Source organism: Pseudoalteromonas ruthenica, from assembly GCF_008808095.1.
In the GTDB taxonomy this organism is placed as follows: domain Bacteria; phylum Pseudomonadota; class Gammaproteobacteria; order Enterobacterales; family Alteromonadaceae; genus Pseudoalteromonas; species Pseudoalteromonas ruthenica.
The window spans coordinates 680884-698729 of record NZ_CP023397.1; the positions used below are offsets into that span (position 1 = coordinate 680884).

Consider the following 17846-nt stretch of genomic DNA (forward strand, 5'->3'; position numbering starts at 1 on the left):
AATTCCTAGTGACTAAGGACGGGTTATGACAAGGGGTCTGGCAACGATGAACTGGCTAGCTATCAGTAAGGTAATGCTGTGTACGATGTTTATGTGCACAGCAAATGCTGCCAATAACCTCGACGATAACGCTGTGGAGCTCTCCGCCAGTGCTTACATCCCACCTTATGTATTTAAAGACGGACACCACGGGATTGAGATAGATATTATCAAACATGCTTTGGAAAAAGCGCAGCTTGGGCCATTAACTTTACACTTTTTAAGTAATCGCCGTGCCGAGGCGCAGTTACGCCAAGGTAAAATTAGCGGCGCGATTAATATTCCGAAAGAGTCAGGGCTCGAGGGCTACTACAGCGAGCCCTTATTGTATTTTGAGAATGTAGCTATTAGCTTAGCTGAGCATAACTTCAGCATTGAGCAGTTCAGTGACTTACATGGTAAAAGCATTCTTGCGTTTCAAAATGCCAAAAACTACCTTGGACCTGACTATACCAAGGCCATTACTAACGCCTTGAGTTATGATGAGGTAGTCAATCAGTATGCGCAAATAGACCACCTCATGAAGGGGTGGGTAGATGTGATTGTGCTGGAGAAGCGCATTTTTCAGTATTACTTACACACCTTTGCAATGAACCAGGGGCAACAGACAAAGCCAGTTACCATCCATGCGCTTTGGCCTCCTTCTCCCCGACACGTGGTATTTACTGATTCACAGCTGCGTGAGCGCTTCAACCAAGGTCTTGCAGAGCTAAAAAAAACACCGCGCTACAAGGCATTGCTTGCCAGCGCGCCATCGTATGCTCAGCGCCAATCAAGCAAATAAGGCCACAGTTTGTTTAGAGCGAGCAAGCACCTGCCCTGACTCAGAGTAAACAGTGGCGTCTTCATAAGCGTAGCCGTTATGTGCGGCGGTGGTGTGCACATGCAAGCCTAGCCATTGTGACGCTGCTAATTGAGGTAGCGTTAAACACTCTACATGCCAACTCATGCTACTTGCTGGTGCCGGTTGCTTAAATGCTTGTAATTGCGATGGTGGCCAGCTGTCAATCAGGGCAATGACATGGGTCCAGTCGTATTGCTGCTGTTGTCCTTTAAAGCGCATCCAGCCTGTTAAGTCAGTGCGTTCGGCGCCGCTGTAAGGCATATTGCCCTCGGTTAGGTTTAAGTCCACATGCTGAAAAAAGGCCGGCATAACATTCTCTACATAGGGTAAGCAGTTTTCTGCATCGGCGGTTTTAGGGACGGTGACAGCGGCCACTGGCACTTCAACCTCGGAGGCGCGGTCTTTGGCGAATAATCCCTGGACAGATAAACATACTTGCCCATGCTGCTCAATGGTTGCGCTGTATTGGTTAGAACTTTTGCCTTCGCGTAAATGGTGGAAGGTCAGGGTAAAGGGGGTGTCTGGAGCAATGGGACCAATAAATTGCGCACTAAACGATCGTAAAATACGGTCGCTATCGCAATGTTTTAGCATGGATTGTAAGGCTAATGCGCAAGACAAGCCGCCAAAGGCTGTGCGCCCTTGTGTCCAAGAAGCAGGAAATTCGAGCGTTTGTTGGTTCTCGCCAGTCACGCTGGCCAATAGGGTATCAAAGGTCATCTGTCTCACCTTAATTGAACTTGTCAGACCAGTTTAACGGTAAATTTTCCCTTGGCGAGGGGGAAAATTGAAAAAAATGACAAAAAAACGAAATTTTTTTAATTATGACGCTTGAATTAACAAAAGCGGCCCCTATCTAGTAGTCATCGAACACGTTAACAGAATTTTGAAGTTGGAGAAGATTCATGGGTAAGATTATTGGAATCGACTTAGGTACTACTAACTCGTGTGTAGCAGTACTTGACGGTGATAAGCCACGCGTAATTGAGAACGCCGAGGGCGATCGCACGACTCCTTCTATTATCGCATTCACTGAAGACGGTGAAACGCTAGTAGGTCAGCCGGCGAAACGCCAAGCGGTAACCAACCCGACTAACACACTTTTTGCAATCAAGCGTTTAATTGGTCGTCGTTTTGAAGACGAAGAAGTACAACGCGATATCGGCATCATGCCGTTTAAGATTGTTAAAGCAGACAATGGCGACGCCTGGGTCGAAGCAAAAGGCGAAAAGCGTGCTGCTCCTCAGATTTCTGCCGAAGTCTTGAAGAAAATGAAGAAGACCGCCGAGGATTACCTAGGTGAAGAAGTAACAGGGGCTGTAATCACAGTGCCAGCATATTTCAACGATTCACAGCGTCAAGCAACAAAAGACGCAGGTCGTATCGCGGGTCTAGAAGTTAAGCGCATTATTAACGAGCCAACGGCCGCTGCGCTTGCTTATGGTATGGATAAGAAAAAAGGCGACAACGTGGTTGCTGTGTATGACCTCGGTGGTGGTACTTTTGATATCTCTATCATTGAAATCGACGAAGTAGAAGGCGAGCACACCTTCGAAGTACTGGCAACCAACGGTGACACGCACCTAGGTGGTGAGGACTTTGATAACCGCGTTATCAACTATTTGGTAGAAGAGTTCAAAAAAGAGCAAGGTATTGAGCTTAATAACGATCCGCTAGCGATGCAGCGTGTTAAAGAAGCCGCCGAGAAAGCTAAAATTGAGCTTTCAAGTGCACAGCAAACTGAGGTGAACCTACCTTATGTTACGGCTGATGCTAGCGGTCCTAAGCACATGAACGTGAAGCTGACTCGCGCTAAGCTTGAGTCATTAGTTGAAGACCTTGTTACGAAGTCTATCGAGCCATTGAAAAAAGCACTGGCGGATGCCGATTTATCGGTAGGTGATGTGAATGACATTATCCTAGTGGGTGGTCAGACACGTATGCCATTAGTGCAGAAAACGGTTACTGAGTTCTTCGGCAAAGAACCTCGCAAAGACGTAAACCCGGATGAAGCGGTAGCGATGGGTGCGGCAGTGCAAGGTGGTGTTCTTGCTGGTGACGTGAAAGACGTACTTCTGCTTGATGTTATTCCACTGTCTCTTGGTATCGAAACCATGGGCCAAGTGATGACCGCATTGATCGAGAAAAACACGACCATTCCAACGAAGAAGTCGCAAACTTTCTCAACAGCGGAAGATAACCAAAATGCAGTAACCATTCATGTACTGCAAGGTGAGCGTAAGCGCTCTGCCGACAACAAGTCGCTTGGTCAGTTCAACCTTGAGGGTATTCGTCCAGCGCGTCGCGGCGAGCCGCAAATCGAAGTCACTTTCGATGTTGATGCCGATGGTATCTTACATGTGTCAGCAAAAGATAAAGACACAGGTAAAGAGCAAAAAATCACTATCCAAGCTTCTTCAGGTCTAAGCGATGATGAAGTAGAAAAAATGGTACGTGATGCCGAGGCAAACGCTGAGGAAGATAAAAAGTTCGAAGAGTTAGTAACTGCACGTAACCAAGCAGATGCTTTAGTACACGGTACGCGTAAGCAAATCGAAGAAGCGGGTGATGATTTACCGGCAGAAGATAAAACAGCTATCGAAAGTGCGCTAACGGAACTTGAAACTGCGATTAAGGGTGAAAGCAAAGAAGAAATCGATGCGAAAACCCAAGCGCTTGCTGAGAAGTCACAAAAGCTAATGGAAATCGCGCAAGCGAAAGCCCAACAGCAAGGTGGCGCTGATGCTGGTGCACAGCAGCAATCACAAGCAAAGCAAGACGACGATGTTGTTGACGCTGAGTTTGAAGAAGTGAAAGACGAGAATAAATAAGTCTTGAACTTTGTAAGGGCGCGCTGGCGAAATCGCTTGACGCGCCCTTAGTGTATGTAGATTTTAGGAATGAGGGTTGCCATGGCTAAGGCTCAACGGTAAACCCTTTTTCACTTTGCAGCCTTGCTGCATTTATTAACAGTAGTGGTAGATATGTCAAAACGCGATTATTACGAAGTCCTTGGCGTAGCAAAGGACGCCAGTGACCGAGATATTAAAAAGGCTTATAAGCGCCTGGCGATGAAATATCACCCGGATCGTACTGCCGGCGATAAAGAGCTTGAAAATAAGTTCAAAGAAGTCAAAGAAGCCTATGAAGTCCTCGGTGATGAGCAAAAACGCCAAACCTATGATCAGTTCGGCCATGCAGCATTTGAACAAGGCGGCGGTGGCGGCCACGGCGGCTTTGGCGGTGGCGCAGGCGATTTTGGTGACATCTTCGGGGATGTCTTTGGAGACATCTTTGGTGGCGGTCGTCGTCAGTCACGCCAACAACGTGGCGCCGATTTACGTTACAACATGGACTTAAGCCTAGAAGAGGCAGTGCGTGGTAAAGACGTCGAAATCAAAGTGCCTACTTGGGTGGCCTGTGAGCCTTGTGATGGCTCAGGTGCCAAACCAGGCTCAAAACCGAAAACCTGTCATACTTGTCATGGTGCAGGGCAGGTACAAATGCGCCAAGGTTTCTTCGCAGTGCAACAGACGTGTCCAACTTGTCAGGGGACAGGGCAAATTATTTCCGACCCTTGTGATAGTTGTCATGGTCAAGGTCGCGTAGAACGCACCAAAACATTGTCGGTGAAAATTCCCCCGGGTGTGGATACTGGCGATCGAATTCGTCTTGCTGGCGAAGGTGAGGCCGGTGCTCATGGTGCGCCTGCAGGCGATCTCTATGTACAAGTGAGCGTACGCGAACACCCTATCTTTGTTCGCGACGGCAACAATCTGTACTGTGAAGTACCTATCGGCTTTACCACAGCAGCGTTAGGCGGTGAGATTGAAGTACCAACGCTAGATGGTCGTGCTAAGCTGAAAATCCCAGCAGAGTCGCAAACTGGAAAGATGTTCCGTATGCGTGGTAAAGGGGTTAAGTCAGTGCGCTCTGGTTCAGTCGGTGATTTAATCTGTAAGGTAGTGATTGAAACGCCAGTGAACCTCAACAATGAGCAACGCGAGCTACTTGAGCAGTTAGAAAGCAGCTTGGGCAAAGACAGCTCAAAATACCGCCCGAAGGAGAAAGGTTTCTTCGACGGGGTGAAAAAGTTCTTTGATGACTTAACCAAGTAAGGGTGAGCTCGTTAAAGTAAAAAAAGCGCCTCAAGGCGCTTTTTTTGTATCTAATTGAGCAGCAATGCTTGTTCTGTAACGTCTGAACAACGACACAACTGCACATCTTCGTGGTATCTCACCTCGTGTACGGATGGCGCGCTACGCGTTAGTTGCTCGCAGCGTGCTGCACATTGACGTTGATGCTGCCAGTAATCGTACTCACCTGAAATCAGCCACGTAAGGAGTACCGCCACGACCGCTAAGCTGGCAAGGCGGATATTTCGACTCAGCATTGTCTCTCACCCACTCGCTCGTATACCTTAACTAACCTTAGTACACAACCAGCGGTGAGAGCGAACTTTATCCCGTAACTAAGTGCTACTCTGGATTGTAAATGCGGCTAATGGGTGTGAGGTGCTTAATGAAACATGTACTTTATCGCCAGGGCGCACTAGCATTTCATGGCTCACGCGGCTGGTCACCGTGGTTTTGCAGGGAAGTTCAATCGCGCACAGTCTGCTGCCGCCTTCAAACCTGACCCAAGTAACAACACCATTGCTGTTGTTTGCATCTTGCGCTAATAACACATCGTCTGGGCGCAGCAACACGTCTACTTCCGCTGCGCTGTCGTCAATGCCTACTACTGGCGCTATTCCTATTGCGGTACTGGCTTGGTGGTGTTGATGTTGTCCGCGAATAAAGCTTGCTTCGCCCAAAAATCGTGCGACAAAGCGATTGCTAGGCATGCTGAAGCATTTTTCTGGGCTATCAATCTGTTGAATTTTACCATCGCGGAGCACCCCGACGCGGTCACCCACAGAGAGTGCCTCTTCTTGGTCGTGGGTCACCCAAATAGCGGGCACGCCGGCTTCTTTCAAAGCATTGCGAATATCCCAGCGTAGCGTGTCTTTGAGCGCTGCATCTAGATTTGATAAGGGTTCATCCAGTAGCACAAAATCCGGTTGATGCGCCAAAGTGCGGGCCAGGGCAACACGCTGTTTTTGGCCGCCGGAGAGGGTGGCTGGCTTTTTATCGCGAAATGCCTGCAGACCAAGTAAGTCAATCCAATGATCGGCCAAGGTGTGGTCTTTTAAACGAAAGCAAATATTTTGCTGCACATTTAAGTGTGGGAACAGCGCAAAGTCTTGGAATACCATACCTACGCTGCGTTTTTCAGGAGGCACCGTTTGCGTGGGGGTAGCGCGCCACTTGCCAACATCGATTTGCCCCTCACTGATGGGAATAAGCCCGGCGAGGGCCTGTAAAATCGTGCTTTTTCCACAGCCTGTGGGGCCTACGAGCATCAAAATTTCGCTTTTATCAAGAGCCAGGTCGAGTTCACTGACAACGCGATTGCTACCGTAATCGATAGACAGCCTACTTACAGATAGCATGTTTAGGTTTCCTCTTCACGTTTAACTGCTGCGTTTCTCGCCTGAAAGCATAATAGCGAGGCCGCCGGCGGAGATCACTACTAGAAGTAGCCCTGGAATTGCTGCGCGACCAAAATATCCGGCCTCATACACTCGCCATAGGTAGGTAGACAGGGTCTCAAAGCCAGTTGGACCAAGCAATAAAGTTGCTTCGAGCTCGCGCATAGACTCTAAAAATACCAGTGCAGCACCAGCGACAATGCCGCGTGCAGTCAGGGGCAAAGTCACGCGCATAAAGGCCTCCCTCGGAGAAGCACCTAATACCCGTGCGGATTTGACTAAACTGCCATCCAAATGTTCAGTGCTGGTACGAATGCTACCTACGGCTAAAGGGAGAAAGCGCAGTACATAGGCAATCACTAATAAGGCGAGGGTTTGATAGAGCAGGGGTAATTGCAGGCCACCATAAACCAATGCTGTACCCATAACAATTCCGGGAATGCCAAAACCAAAGTAGGTGACGCGCTCCATAATACGCCCGGCTTTGCCGGTCAGTGCTGCATGGGCAACGGGGATAGCGACAATCACGGCGGTGAGCGCGGCTATAATCGACGCATACGCCGAGTTCCAGGCGATATTTATGTCAAAATCGGCAACGCCATCACGGGCGAGCCAAAGCATAAAAATAGCCAAAGGCAAACCAATAGCAAGCATCAGAATAGGTGTGAAAATGGTAAATAACCCCATTAACTGCAAGCGACTGGGGAACAGGACAAGCGCACGACCATGGCGCTCGGTGGCGGTTTTTATTTGTGATTCTAAAAACAATAAAAAACCAACAATGCACATTAACTGTAATGACAGCATTGCTGCTCGGTTTAGGCCAAAGGCATTGTATTCAACGTAGATAACGCGGGTGAAGGTATCCAGGCGCATCATCGCTGGGGTGCCAAAATCGGATAAGGTATACAACGCCACCAGTAGCGAGCCGGCGGCGATACCATTGACCACGCGCGGTAAAATCACCTTAAAAATACTGCCGGTCATGGACATTCCTAAAGTGCGCGCAGCGTTGACCATACTGGCATCTAAGCTTAATAGCGACGAGCGGGTGGTCATCATCACAAAAGGAAAGGTATAAAGGGTCATCACTATCGCTGCGCCGCTGAGACCATACATAGGCGCGGTGGTCAGGCCAAACAACCCTTCTATTTCGCCACCAGGACCGAATGCGGCATACAAGGTAAATGCACCGATATAACTCGGGATAGCGAGGGGAGCGGCAAACAGCACTAACCAGAATTTTTTCAGTGGTAAGTGCACATAAGCGCTTATAAACGCCAAAGGCACGCCGATAAGGATGGAGCCCAACACGGTCAATGCCATTAGCGCTAAGGTGTTGCCGAGAATCTCGAGGTTATGACTGTCAAATAGGGTGTTAGCGTCACTTGCTAAGCTCAGCAGCACATACACAGGGGTTAGGGCAACTAGCGCCGCGAGCAGCGCTAGAGGGTAAGACGCAGGTAGGCGCATTACAACACACCGCTGGCGCGCATTAAATCGAGAGTCGGTCGCAAATCTGCTAGTTGCGTTAAGTCTACTTTGGGTGGTGAAATACTAGCCAGTGGCGGCAACCCTTGTGGCTGCGAAACACCGCTTATAAGCGGAATTTCATAGGCTTCCTGGGCGAGATAACTTTGCACTTCGGCGCTTAGTAAGTAGCGCATAAAGTTCACTGCTAATGGGTCTTCGCTCAGAGCCAAAATACCAGAGGCATTGACTAAACAGCCAGCATCATTATTGGTAAAGGCTAACGCTAAATTGGCATCGGGCTTACCGGATTTCAACCTTAAGGTGTAATAATGGTTAGCAAAACCAATATCTACCTCACCGCGTTCAACAGCCATCACTACGCCCAGTTCGCCAGCGTAGGATTTGGCGCGTTTTTGCACCTTCTTTAACCATTTAGCGGTTTTGTCATCACCTTCTATGAGGCGCATGGCCGTGACAAATGATTGGAACGAAGCGTAAGCGGGCGCCCAACCGATGCTCAAGTCGCTCTCGGCAATATCCATAATATCTGTTGGGATCTGCTCAGCACTTAGACGCTCAGTGTTGTAGGGTAAAGTGCGAACCCTGCCAGTCACCGGTGCCCAACCAGGGTAACGGAACTGGGGCTGAAGCTGGGCAGACAGATCATCAGGTAGGGGATGAGCTAGGCCTGCATCGGTGACCAGACCTATAGCGCCAGAGTCGACGGCCCAGAACAAATCGGCGCGCTGCACGCCCATTTTAGCCTCGGCTACAATAGTATTTGCCAAAGCGGCAGTCGGACCACGACGGATCCCAAGCTCTAGTTTGGGGTTTTTGTCTTGGATGGCTTGTAACACGTTTTCATACAAGCCACCTTCACCGCGACCGAGGTAAAGCGTCAGCTTCCCCTCTAAACGCGGTAACTGATCAACAGAAACAGGACTGGCTGTGGTCGCGGCAAATGCACGTGACAGAGGCAGCGGCAAGGCACCAGCCACCCCTAACGCAGCTAGGCCTTGAATAAAGGTCCTACGCTTCACTTAAAATACATCCTTACGTGCTTTTTCGGCTTTCTCAATCAACGCCTTAGCGCGGTCTAATTTTGTTTGCATATCAATGACAACGTTGCGCACCGCATCAACGCCTTTATCATCAGCGATGGCTTTAGGCAGCGTAACGTTAAAATCTTTCTCTAGTACTTCAACGAGGTTAGCGTCTTGCTCAATCAGCGTGCCCTCTACGCCTTCAAAAAGGTGCAAGTAGGTATCGTGGACAATGCTGGTCGCTTCTTCATTAAGGCGCTCTGCGTATTTGGCAACCACGCGGTCCAGTTTGTGCTTGATTTCAACAATGGTCGCACTTTGGGTCATGGACTCCGTTGCTGTGATTTTAACGCTCTCAAGCAAGCCCTTTTGTTGGTACTGCGCGGCAAGTTTAACAGCCCCAAGACCCTGCCACAAGGCTGCATTCATGGCTTGTTGTTGGGTACGCACGTTGCTGCTAGGTTCGCCATTATCAATGGCCATTTTTACACCATACAAACCTTGCCAAATCGAGGCATAAACCGGCACATAATTAGTTTCAATGGCACTGTGGAACTTAACCGATTCCCAGTATTCAATGAGCTCATCACTGTTTACTGACTTCTTGCCTTGCTGTTCATATTTTCCGACTAAGATATCAACCTTGCCAACCATCCATTCAACTTCTTCTGAATAGTCTTTTAAGTTTTCCTGTAGGTGATTTACGTGCTCACCAATTGGACCGTTTGCAAAGGCTGGTTGAGTGGCTACGGCAGAGGCTAGAACAAGGCCAAGGCCCGCGAGTTTTATAGAGTGTGACCATGTTTTCATAATTAGATTACCGAAAAGTATAAGTGTAAATGATAGCTATTATCATATCCCTCGAGACGCACTTAATCAATACGCAGACAACCCCTTAGGAGTGATTTCATGACATCCTAACGAAGCTTTTATGAAACTTAGGTTAAAGTTACAGAGAATTAACATAAGAGCCTTGTTATCATATAGTTAGCTAGGTTCTGAAACATAGACAAAGAACTAACCCCGCAGTATGCTTTAAGTTACAGATGATAAAGATATGGACACACTATGACCCCCGCTGTGACCCTATTAGAAAAGCACAAACACGCATACGAGTTGCTCAGTTTTAGCCATGACCCTCAAGCTGACAATTACGGTCAGGAAGTCGTTGCCAAGCTCTCTCTAGATTGTGAAAGCGTGTTCAAAACCTTGGTTCTTAAAACCGCGAATAATGACTATGTTGTCGCCATTACGACAGTCAATCGCACGGTCGATACCAAAGCGCTGGCAAAATTAGTGGGGTGTAAAAAGGTGGCGATGGCCAGTGCGAGTGAAGTTGAGCGCATTACCGGCTATGTGCTTGGGGGAGTCAGCCCATTTGCGCAAAAAAAACGCTTGCCGACCTTTGTTTATCAAAGTGCACAACACCAGGCGCGTATTTATGTCAGCGCAGGCAAGCGGGGCGTTGAGCTGGCAATTGCACCTGATGTGTTAGCACAGTTGCTCCCGGTAAAATTCGGTGTCTTCTAACACAGGCTCTGTGCCTTTTCATTGTCTTAACTACCCGAGCTTTTGGGTATTGTTTTGATTTACAGCCCGCCTGCCTTTTTTGTCTCAGCCGATACCAAGACAAACAACAAAAAAATTCAGCGTACACCTGTTCGCTTAAAGCCATTTAATTTCAATATGTTAATTGCACCAACTTAAACGGGAATTGAAATTTCTGTTAAAAAACTGGTTGGACCAATTGATCTGTTTGTATTTTTATGCCGTAATAGTGGGTAAATTAACTGGTCTGATGAGTTGGTTATGAGCTTACGTACTAAATTGAAAAAAATCCTTCCGAGTATTTCTGTTACCGAGCAAGAGGCGCTAGACGCTGGTGATGTTTGGTTAGAGGGCTCGATTTACCGGGGTAAACCTGACTTTGCTGCCCTGCGCGATGTGCCAGCGGCAACCTTGAGTGCCGAAGAGCAGGCATTCCTCGACGGCCCAGTGGCACAATTGCTTGAGATGATTGACGAGACCGAAATCCAATCGGGTAATCATCTCCCTGAGCATATTCTTGAATTTCTTAAAAAAGAGCGCTTTTTCTCGTTAATCATCCCGAAAAAGTTTGGCGGTTTAGAGTTCAGCCCATATGCAAACTCTACCATCGTTGCGACAATCTCAACGAAATCCTCGGCGGTGGCAGTGACGGTCATGGTGCCTAACTCTCTAGGCCCAGGTGAGTTACTACTTCACTACGGCACTGACGAGCAACAAAATCACTATTTACCACGCCTAGCTGATGGCCGCGACATTCCTTGCTTCGCGCTAACCAGCCCTGAGGCCGGCTCTGACGCCGGTGGTATTCCAGACATTGGTGTGGTTAAAGAAGGCGAGTTTGAGGGTAAGAAAGTATTGGGTCTTGAGGTCACTTGGGACAAACGTTATATCACCTTAGCCCCTATCGCGACTGTTCTTGGTTTGGCGTTCAAAGTAGTAGACCCTGATGGCCTACTCGGTGGCAAAGAAAACCTAGGTATCACTTGTGCGCTTATTCCTCATGACCACCCTGGCGTGCAATTAGGCAATCGTCACGACCCGATGGGCGTGCGTTTTTATAATGGCACGACACGCGGCGAGAAAGTCTTTATCCCGATGGAGTTCATCATCGGCGGACAACAGAATATTGGTCGTGGTTGGCAAATGCTGGTGAGCTGTTTAGGCGCAGGGCGCGGTATTTCACTACCTGCACTGGGCGTATCGGTATCACAAGTATCCTTTAAAGGCGCGGCAGAATATGCCGCTGTGCGTGAGCAATTCGGCTTGGCTATTGGCCAATTTGAGGGTATCCAGGAAAAACTCGCGGATATTGCTGGCAAAACTTACTTACAAGAAGCCATGCGAGTGCTGACCACCGAAGGACTTGGCATGGGCTTGAAGCCATCAGTGGTAACCGCCATTGCCAAATACCACATGACTGAAATTGGTCGCGATGTGCTTAATTCAGCAATGGATATTCAGGCCGGTAAAGCGATTCAACGCGGCCCGCAAAACACCCTAGCTAGCGGCTTTGTGGCGCAGCCTATCGCTATCACCGTTGAAGGCGCAAACATTTTGACGCGCAACCTGATGATCTTTGGTCAAGGTGTAATGCGTTGTCACCCGTACCTGCAAAACATGGTTGAGGCGATTCACTCACAGGAAAAAGGTGCCGACGCGACGTTCAATCGCATCTTGCGCAAAACTGTGGGTTATAGCACAGCAAACGCACTTCGGGCATTTAAGCACGGCATGCTCCCGTTCACTGCGTCAAGTCAATCAAACTTGCCAGAGGTGCGTGAATATGAAAAAGCGGTACATAAGCTATCCTCTCGTTTAGCGGTGTACGCAGATTTCTCGCTATTGGTGTTAGGTGGCAAGCTTAAGCAAGCAGAAATGTTGTCAGCGCGTTTAGGTGACGTGATGAGCTACATGTATGCAGCTATGGCATCTATTAAATACTATGAGCAAAAAGTCAGTGCTGAGGATAGAGAGCAAGCAGCTCCTTACTTCCACTATGCAACTCGTTGGGCGTTGCAGCAGGCGGAAAAGGCATTGCATGCATTTTTGGATAACTTCCCCGCGTCAGGTACGCGTAAGTTCATGCGCTTTTTGACATGGCAGTATGGCTACAAGATGCCTGCTATCGGCGACGAGTTGGTACGTGAGCTGGCGAAACAAGCACAGCTTGATACCAATATTAAAGCGCAACTGACGCATCTCGTTAAGCCAACGCCAGGTGATGGCCATGATATTAATGAGCAAGCTTACAAAGCAAAACTGGCTAACCTAGACAGCCTAGCGAAAGTGCGCAAGGCTATTAAGTCGAAACAGATCCGCTCGGGCGTGCGCTTTAGCGAAACTCTCGACAATGCGTTAGCGGCAAGCGTTATTGACGCGCAGCAGTACGCTTCACTGATTGACTATAACAACAAGCGTGAGCTGGCTATTCGTGTTGATGAGTTTGATTACGATATGAACTTATTAACTCCTAATGGTGAGCGCGCCGATGGTGAAACCACGACGTTGCGTAATGCTAGTTAACTGATAGATGCCAACGCATCACACAAGCCCTTGAGCTCCGGCCAAGGGCTTTTTTGATCCTCTCCCATCTATGGTGCGTATTTGTTTGCGGAGGTAAGTATGATCACCTTATTCTATGATGCGCAATGTCCACTGTGTGTGGCGGAAATGAGAAAACTAAAACAAGCGGATATACGAGATGAAGTTCAGCTCGTAGATATTCACGATAGTCATACCATGGCCGCTTATCCGCAGGTGCAATTCAGCGCTGCTAATCGTATTTTGCATGCCGTGGACGAACAGGGGCAATTGTACCTCGGTTTAGATGCCACGGTGCGAGTGTGGCGACAAGTCGGCAAGATGCGATGGCTGGCTGTTTTACGCTGGCCGGTCATTAAATGGTTTGCGGATATCGCTTACCGACTCTTCGCTCGTTATCGCCTCCCTGTTTCTCGGTTATTAATGCCTAGTCAGTGTGCGAATAACCAATGTCGCAATCCCAAGTCATGAAACAGGCGTTGATCATCGGCGCTTCCAGCGCAATCGCGAAAGCCCTTATTGAGGAGCTTGAACAGCAACAGGTGGAGGTTACATCGGTTTCGCGTAGTCAACTTGAGCGCAGCCCACATTACCTCGTTGACTATGATGATGAGGCTATTAATGAATGGGTAAAGGAGCTCAACGGGCAGCGATTTGACTATATCTACATCTGCAATGGTGTTTTGCATGGCCAAGGCGTGGCTCCAGAAAAATCTTTATCGGCCTTTAATGAACAGCAATTCAATGAGGTGATAAGAGCCAACACCCTCATTCCCATGTTGTGGCTTAAGCATACACCGGTATTAGTCCCTCGTAATGAACCGTCTGTGGTAACCATTTTTAGCGCCCGAGTTGGCAGCATTAGCGATAACCGATTGGGAGGGTGGTACAGTTATCGAGCCTCCAAGGCGGCACTGAATATGTTAGTGAAAACCGCTTCTGTGGAGGTTCGACGCACCCACAAACAAGCAAAATTCGTGCTGTTTCATCCCGGCACCACGGATACACCACTGTCTAAACCTTTTCAAAAAAATGTTCCCGAACACAAGTTGTTTACGCCTGCGTTTGTGGCTCAGCGGCTGCGCGAGCTCACTTTGGAAACGCAGGACTTACCTGAGTGTGGCTACTTTGACTGGGACAAATCTGCTATTCAATTTTAATTATTAAGAGCGTTTTTATGCATTTTAGTAAACACGACATTGAGCAGATGCCATCGCGGTATCGCGCTCATTTTGTTAACTCTTTGTCTGGCTATAAAAGTGCCAATTTAGTGGGCACTGCAGATCATCAAGGGCGGCAGAATCTTGCTATTGTCAGCTCAGTGGTACACCTAGGGGCGCAGCCCCCGCTGGTGGGGATGATCATGCGCCCGGATGTGGTCGAGCGCCACACTCTGGCCAATATTCGGGAAACCGGTTGGTACACCTTGAACCAAGTTCACCAGTCCTTTTGGCAGCAGGCGCATCAAACATCGGCCAAATACCCAGCAGGTGAGAGTGAGTTCTCAGCCACTGGCCTCACTGCCGAATTTATTGCTGATTGCCCCGCGCCCAGTGTGGCCGAGAGTCAGCTTTGTTATAGCGTAAAGCTGCTAAGCGAGCAGCCAATAGAGTACAACGGTACCATCATGTTGATCGGTGAAATCGAACAGGTGGTACTTAAGCAGCCGGCCTTGTTTGAAGATGGCCATATCGACCTCAACAGCTTGCAAACGGTCGCGGTGGCGGGGTTAGATGGCTATCATGTGGGTCACGCTCTGGGGCGCTTACATTACGCCCAGCCAGACAGTGAACCGACAGTGCTTGAGGCGAAGTGTAAAGGGGATTGACAGGGCGCTTGTGTCCTGTCGATGCATCGGTACAATAGCGACTCAAAAGACAAGAGATGTAACTATGTTGCCATTACTAAAGCGCTTCGGCGCCCTTATTTTATTTACTTTGCCATGTTTGTCCCAGGCTCAATCTCAGCAGATCGACCTTGAAGCGGTGATGAAAAACATGGGCCATAGCTACAAACAAGCAATGAAGGCGCAGCAACCGACAATCATGAGTAATGCTCTGAAGGACCTGAAAGAGCTTGTACAAGAGGCCAAACGAGCGCGCTTCTCAAAGGCAGCAGAGCAATCACAACAGGGGTTGGATAAGGTGCTTGAGCGTATAGCCTCGGCTGAACAACAACTTGCTCAGGGGCAACTTGAGGCTGCCCGTGAAACTCTTAAAGACATCGATATGCTGCGTAAAAAGTATCATGAGCTGCATGAACCGCCAGGCTTCTGGGAGCTATTGTTCGGCTAACGATTAATACTCGTTTTTAAGGGCAGCGCGATGCTAAGCATTGCGCGAGGTTGGATAAAGTGAAATCTAACGGTTGCGCTGCAGTTTTGCTAAACCGAGTAAAGTCGATATCCCCTAGTCCCTTATTGTGCAACGCATTAATAAGGGGCGTAAATTGCGGATCATTGGCGGCGAATATTGGGTAATTGGCATCAGAGCCGAAGGGCCGCTCAAGTATATGGGCATCGTAAAGAGCAATAAGCGCAGCGGCTCCGAGCAGTACATGCCCGCCGACAGATACATCTGCACTGACATTGCTTGGGACCTTGTCCCAATTGATACCGCCGATAACAGGCTGCGTCTCTCCCCGAGCATTACGGGCAGCACGGACAACACCGTTGGCGATGGGGTCATTGGCCGCCCACACCATATTAATTTCTTTGAACCGGGCTAAGGCTCGGATACTTTTTCGAAACCCTTCCTCTTGAGACCAATTAGCGACATCGCTGTGTACTAACTTAATATCGTGATGCTGGCGTAAGAAAAGTTCTAAGCCATGCTTGCGGCTGATTGCCGAGTCAGTGCTGTAATCTCCATGCAGAGCTAATAAGTTGAGGGTTGTGCCATGAGCAAAGCGCGACTTCGCAATGTGGTATAAAGCATTTGCCAACTGATAGCCTGCGTCGAAGTTATTGGGGGCAAGATAACCAATGAACCATTGTGGTTTAGTTTCTAATACCTCGTCATCTGGGGCGTTAAATATAAACAAAATAGGCTTGGTGATTTCGGGAGAGCCATTGAGCCACTGTGTTACCGCCTTCTTTTCGTCAACCACAACAAGGTAGTCGGCATCACTGCTCATTGCTTGGCGTAGCTGCGACTTCATTAAGATGTGGTTTCGGTTGGCGTAACTCACCGTCAATTCGATATTTAAATCTTCTGCGACGCTGTTCATGGCAGAGCTCACATCACGCCAAAACAAACCCGTGGCATTATTAAATTGATGACCGGGATTCACAAAGTAGACTTTTAGCGCTGGTGATGCAGTTTGCGCCTCGACCTGGGGGCTGATAAAGGCGAGGGCGATATAACAGAGCAGTGTAAACAGAAGATACTTCATTGTGACCATGCAATAGCGGAAGAGATTTAAGTGTATGCATAGGGCCACAAACAGTAAAGTTTAGACTGGTGGGTAAACAGTCAATTGGCTATTTACGCACCACTTTTACATTATTTGCGCTTTTTGCCGCCTTTTCCTTGCACTGCTTTAAAGCGAGGGTTGGATTTGCAAATAACGAATACGCGGCCGCGACGTTTTACCACTTGCGTACCGGGGCGACTCTTGGCGCTTTTCAAAGAGCTCAATACTTTCATTTTCTTGCTCCTAAGCCTTTAAAACGACGATTAAACTGGGCAATACGACCATCTTTACCTACGGCTTTTTGTTTGCCGGTGTAGAAGGGGTGAGACGCACTAGAGATATCAATAGCGACGTAAGGGTAGGAAACGCCATCAAGGGTTACGGTTCTGTCAGTGTGAATGGTTGAACCAATCACAAAGTATTGATCAGCTGATGTATCATGAAAGGCCACTTTTTGGTAGCGAGGGTGAATATTAGGTTTCATAGCAATACCTCCTTAATTATGTGATAACATATCACTTGATTGAGGTTGTTGCAACTAATTCTCATTTGTTTGACGCGTTTATTGCAACGCGCAGGCCAGAAGCCATGCACAGTGATGTTTAGCATTGAAGAGCTGTTTTAGTAGAGGCGGGTGCGTTATTTTGCACCCTCATTAGCAAATAAACAGGGCTGAGCGCGCCAAGTCATATAAAGGCGTACTGACCTGATGCTAATACTTGTAAGCACGTGATGTAGCACAGCCACTCTACATTTTTACTGATAAATCATACTTCATGGTCAATTTATCCAGGTAGCGAGCACGCAAAGACTGGTCATATTCATGGCTTGGCGGCTGAATCAACACTTTGGAAAACTGCTTCATAACAGGGTGTAACTGTTGACGTTGGGTTTTGTCTAGAGCGTGAACAGTGAGTCCCTCAGTAATCGTATCAATGCTATAACGCAATGCATCCATTTGCATGATTTCTTCTATTTGCCCATTGCGAGTTTGTGTGCCGAATTGACCAGTGAGAAATTGCTGCCAAAGGTGTGTGAGGCGCTCGTCAAAGTCTTCGGTATAACTCTCATCAATGAATACGCCGTCTTGTTGCAAGTTTTGTAACGCCCCCTGCGCACGTTGAGCAAACAGAATAAATGCCGTGCTAGCACTTTCAATATTGGACTTTTGCAGCTGTCTGCCCCAATCTTGCATGGCTACGGGATAATACTGCCAAAATACTTGGCAGGGAAAGATCCCTTGGTAAGAGTGGCACTGAATACTGTTCTCAAGGCTATAGCTGGCCTGAGGAAATATGCGTAAGTGTTGCCAGTGTTGTAATTGTTCTTGCTCGATACCGAGCAGCTGACACAAAGACTCTTCGCGGTAGTAGAACTGTTCAAGGTAGTCGAGTAGATGCATTGGTAAATT

General features: G+C 48.3%; 19 protein-coding genes. 9 read left to right on the forward strand and 10 right to left on the reverse strand.

Features of this window, described 5'->3' with window-relative positions; all coding sequences use genetic code 11:
- The first annotated feature begins 25 nt into the window (after window positions 1–25).
- Window positions 26–823 (forward strand): substrate-binding periplasmic protein, encoded by a 798-nt coding sequence (locus PRUTH_RS18235; protein ID WP_151174137.1) that lies wholly within the window; start codon window positions 26–28, stop codon window positions 821–823.
- Here PRUTH_RS18235 and PRUTH_RS18240 read toward each other — a convergent pair.
- A complete protein-coding gene (locus tag PRUTH_RS18240) occupies window positions 812–1603 on the reverse strand; it encodes an acyl-CoA thioesterase (RefSeq protein WP_151174138.1) in 792 nt (263 codons plus the stop codon). The genes PRUTH_RS18235 and PRUTH_RS18240 overlap by 12 nt on opposite strands.
- A 185-nt stretch (window positions 1604–1788) precedes the next feature.
- Between PRUTH_RS18240 and dnaK the strand changes: the two genes are divergently transcribed.
- The gene (gene dnaK, locus PRUTH_RS18245; RefSeq protein WP_022945191.1) at window positions 1789–3714 is read left to right on the forward strand and encodes a molecular chaperone DnaK; all 1926 of its coding nucleotides are present in this window, start codon (window positions 1789–1791) and stop codon (window positions 3712–3714) included.
- 153 nt (window positions 3715–3867) lie between these two features.
- Window positions 3868–5001, forward strand: a complete 1134-nt coding sequence (dnaJ, locus tag PRUTH_RS18250) for a molecular chaperone DnaJ (RefSeq protein WP_151174139.1) — start codon at window positions 3868–3870, stop codon at window positions 4999–5001.
- Window positions 5002–5051: 50 nt separating this feature from the next.
- On the opposite strand, the gene PRUTH_RS18255 is transcribed toward dnaJ, so the two are convergent.
- The 5 genes from PRUTH_RS18255 to PRUTH_RS18275 all read right to left on the reverse strand — a co-directional run bounded on the left by PRUTH_RS18255 (window position 5052) and on the right by PRUTH_RS18275 (window position 9742).
- Window positions 5052–5276 (reverse strand): hypothetical protein, encoded by a 225-nt coding sequence (locus PRUTH_RS18255; protein ID WP_151174140.1) that lies wholly within the window; start codon window positions 5274–5276, stop codon window positions 5052–5054.
- 78 nt (window positions 5277–5354) lie between these two features.
- Entirely contained in the window at window positions 5355–6377 is a 1023-nt protein-coding gene (locus PRUTH_RS18260) for an ABC transporter ATP-binding protein (protein WP_151174141.1), read from the reverse strand.
- 21 nt (window positions 6378–6398) lie between these two features.
- Window positions 6399–7889 carry an ABC transporter permease gene (locus PRUTH_RS18265; RefSeq protein ID WP_138508307.1) on the reverse strand — a complete coding sequence of 497 codons (1491 nt, stop codon included), beginning with the start codon at window positions 7887–7889 and terminating at the stop codon, window positions 6399–6401.
- Window positions 7889–8929: a substrate-binding domain-containing protein gene (locus tag PRUTH_RS18270; RefSeq protein WP_022945186.1), complete on the reverse strand. Its 1041-nt coding sequence runs from the start codon at window positions 8927–8929 to the stop codon at window positions 7889–7891. Before PRUTH_RS18270 ends, PRUTH_RS18265 begins: the two co-directional genes overlap by 1 nt.
- Entirely contained in the window at window positions 8930–9742 is an 813-nt protein-coding gene (locus PRUTH_RS18275) for a hypothetical protein (protein ID WP_151174142.1), read from the reverse strand.
- Window positions 9743–10000: 258 nt separating this feature from the next.
- On the opposite strand from PRUTH_RS18275, the gene ybaK reads away from it, so the two are divergent.
- The 6 genes from ybaK (at window position 10001) to PRUTH_RS18305 (ending at window position 15315) form a co-directional block, all read left to right on the forward strand.
- Window positions 10001–10462, forward strand: a complete 462-nt coding sequence (gene ybaK / locus PRUTH_RS18280) for a Cys-tRNA(Pro) deacylase (RefSeq protein ID WP_151174143.1) — start codon at window positions 10001–10003, stop codon at window positions 10460–10462.
- Window positions 10463–10741: 279 nt separating this feature from the next.
- Window positions 10742–13003 carry an acyl-CoA dehydrogenase gene (locus PRUTH_RS18285; protein WP_151174144.1) on the forward strand — a complete coding sequence of 754 codons (2262 nt, stop codon included), beginning with the start codon at window positions 10742–10744 and terminating at the stop codon, window positions 13001–13003.
- A 99-nt stretch (window positions 13004–13102) separates the two neighbouring features.
- Window positions 13103–13492 (forward strand): thiol-disulfide oxidoreductase DCC family protein, encoded by a 390-nt coding sequence (locus PRUTH_RS18290; protein ID WP_130146940.1) that lies wholly within the window; start codon window positions 13103–13105, stop codon window positions 13490–13492.
- Window positions 13471–14181 carry an SDR family NAD(P)-dependent oxidoreductase gene (locus tag PRUTH_RS18295; protein ID WP_151174145.1) on the forward strand — a complete coding sequence of 237 codons (711 nt, stop codon included), beginning with the start codon at window positions 13471–13473 and terminating at the stop codon, window positions 14179–14181. Before PRUTH_RS18290 ends, PRUTH_RS18295 begins: the two co-directional genes overlap by 22 nt.
- Window positions 14182–14198: 17 nt before the next feature.
- The gene (locus PRUTH_RS18300; RefSeq protein ID WP_151174146.1) at window positions 14199–14849 is read left to right on the forward strand and encodes a flavin reductase family protein; all 651 of its coding nucleotides are present in this window, start codon (window positions 14199–14201) and stop codon (window positions 14847–14849) included.
- 64 nt (window positions 14850–14913) lie between these two features.
- Window positions 14914–15315: a cytochrome b562 gene (locus tag PRUTH_RS18305; protein WP_151174147.1), complete on the forward strand. Its 402-nt coding sequence runs from the start codon at window positions 14914–14916 to the stop codon at window positions 15313–15315.
- A 16-nt stretch (window positions 15316–15331) separates the two neighbouring features.
- Here the strand turns inward: PRUTH_RS18305 and PRUTH_RS18310 are convergent, their stop codons facing one another.
- From PRUTH_RS18310 to PRUTH_RS18325, 4 genes are all read right to left on the reverse strand, one after another.
- Complete coding sequence (locus PRUTH_RS18310; protein ID WP_052698250.1) at window positions 15332–16414, reverse strand: substrate-binding domain-containing protein; 1083 nt, start codon at window positions 16412–16414, stop codon at window positions 15332–15334.
- Between the two features lie 110 nt (window positions 16415–16524).
- Complete coding sequence (ykgO, locus tag PRUTH_RS18315; protein ID WP_022945177.1) at window positions 16525–16668, reverse strand: type B 50S ribosomal protein L36; 144 nt, start codon at window positions 16666–16668, stop codon at window positions 16525–16527.
- Entirely contained in the window at window positions 16665–16919 is a 255-nt protein-coding gene (locus PRUTH_RS18320; RefSeq protein ID WP_022945176.1) for a type B 50S ribosomal protein L31, read from the reverse strand. The genes ykgO and PRUTH_RS18320 overlap by 4 nt, the downstream gene beginning before the upstream one ends.
- A gap of 264 nt (window positions 16920–17183) precedes the next feature.
- Window positions 17184–17837 carry a DUF6058 family natural product biosynthesis protein gene (locus tag PRUTH_RS18325; protein WP_151174148.1) on the reverse strand — a complete coding sequence of 218 codons (654 nt, stop codon included), beginning with the start codon at window positions 17835–17837 and terminating at the stop codon, window positions 17184–17186.
- Window positions 17838–17846 lie beyond the last annotated feature (9 nt).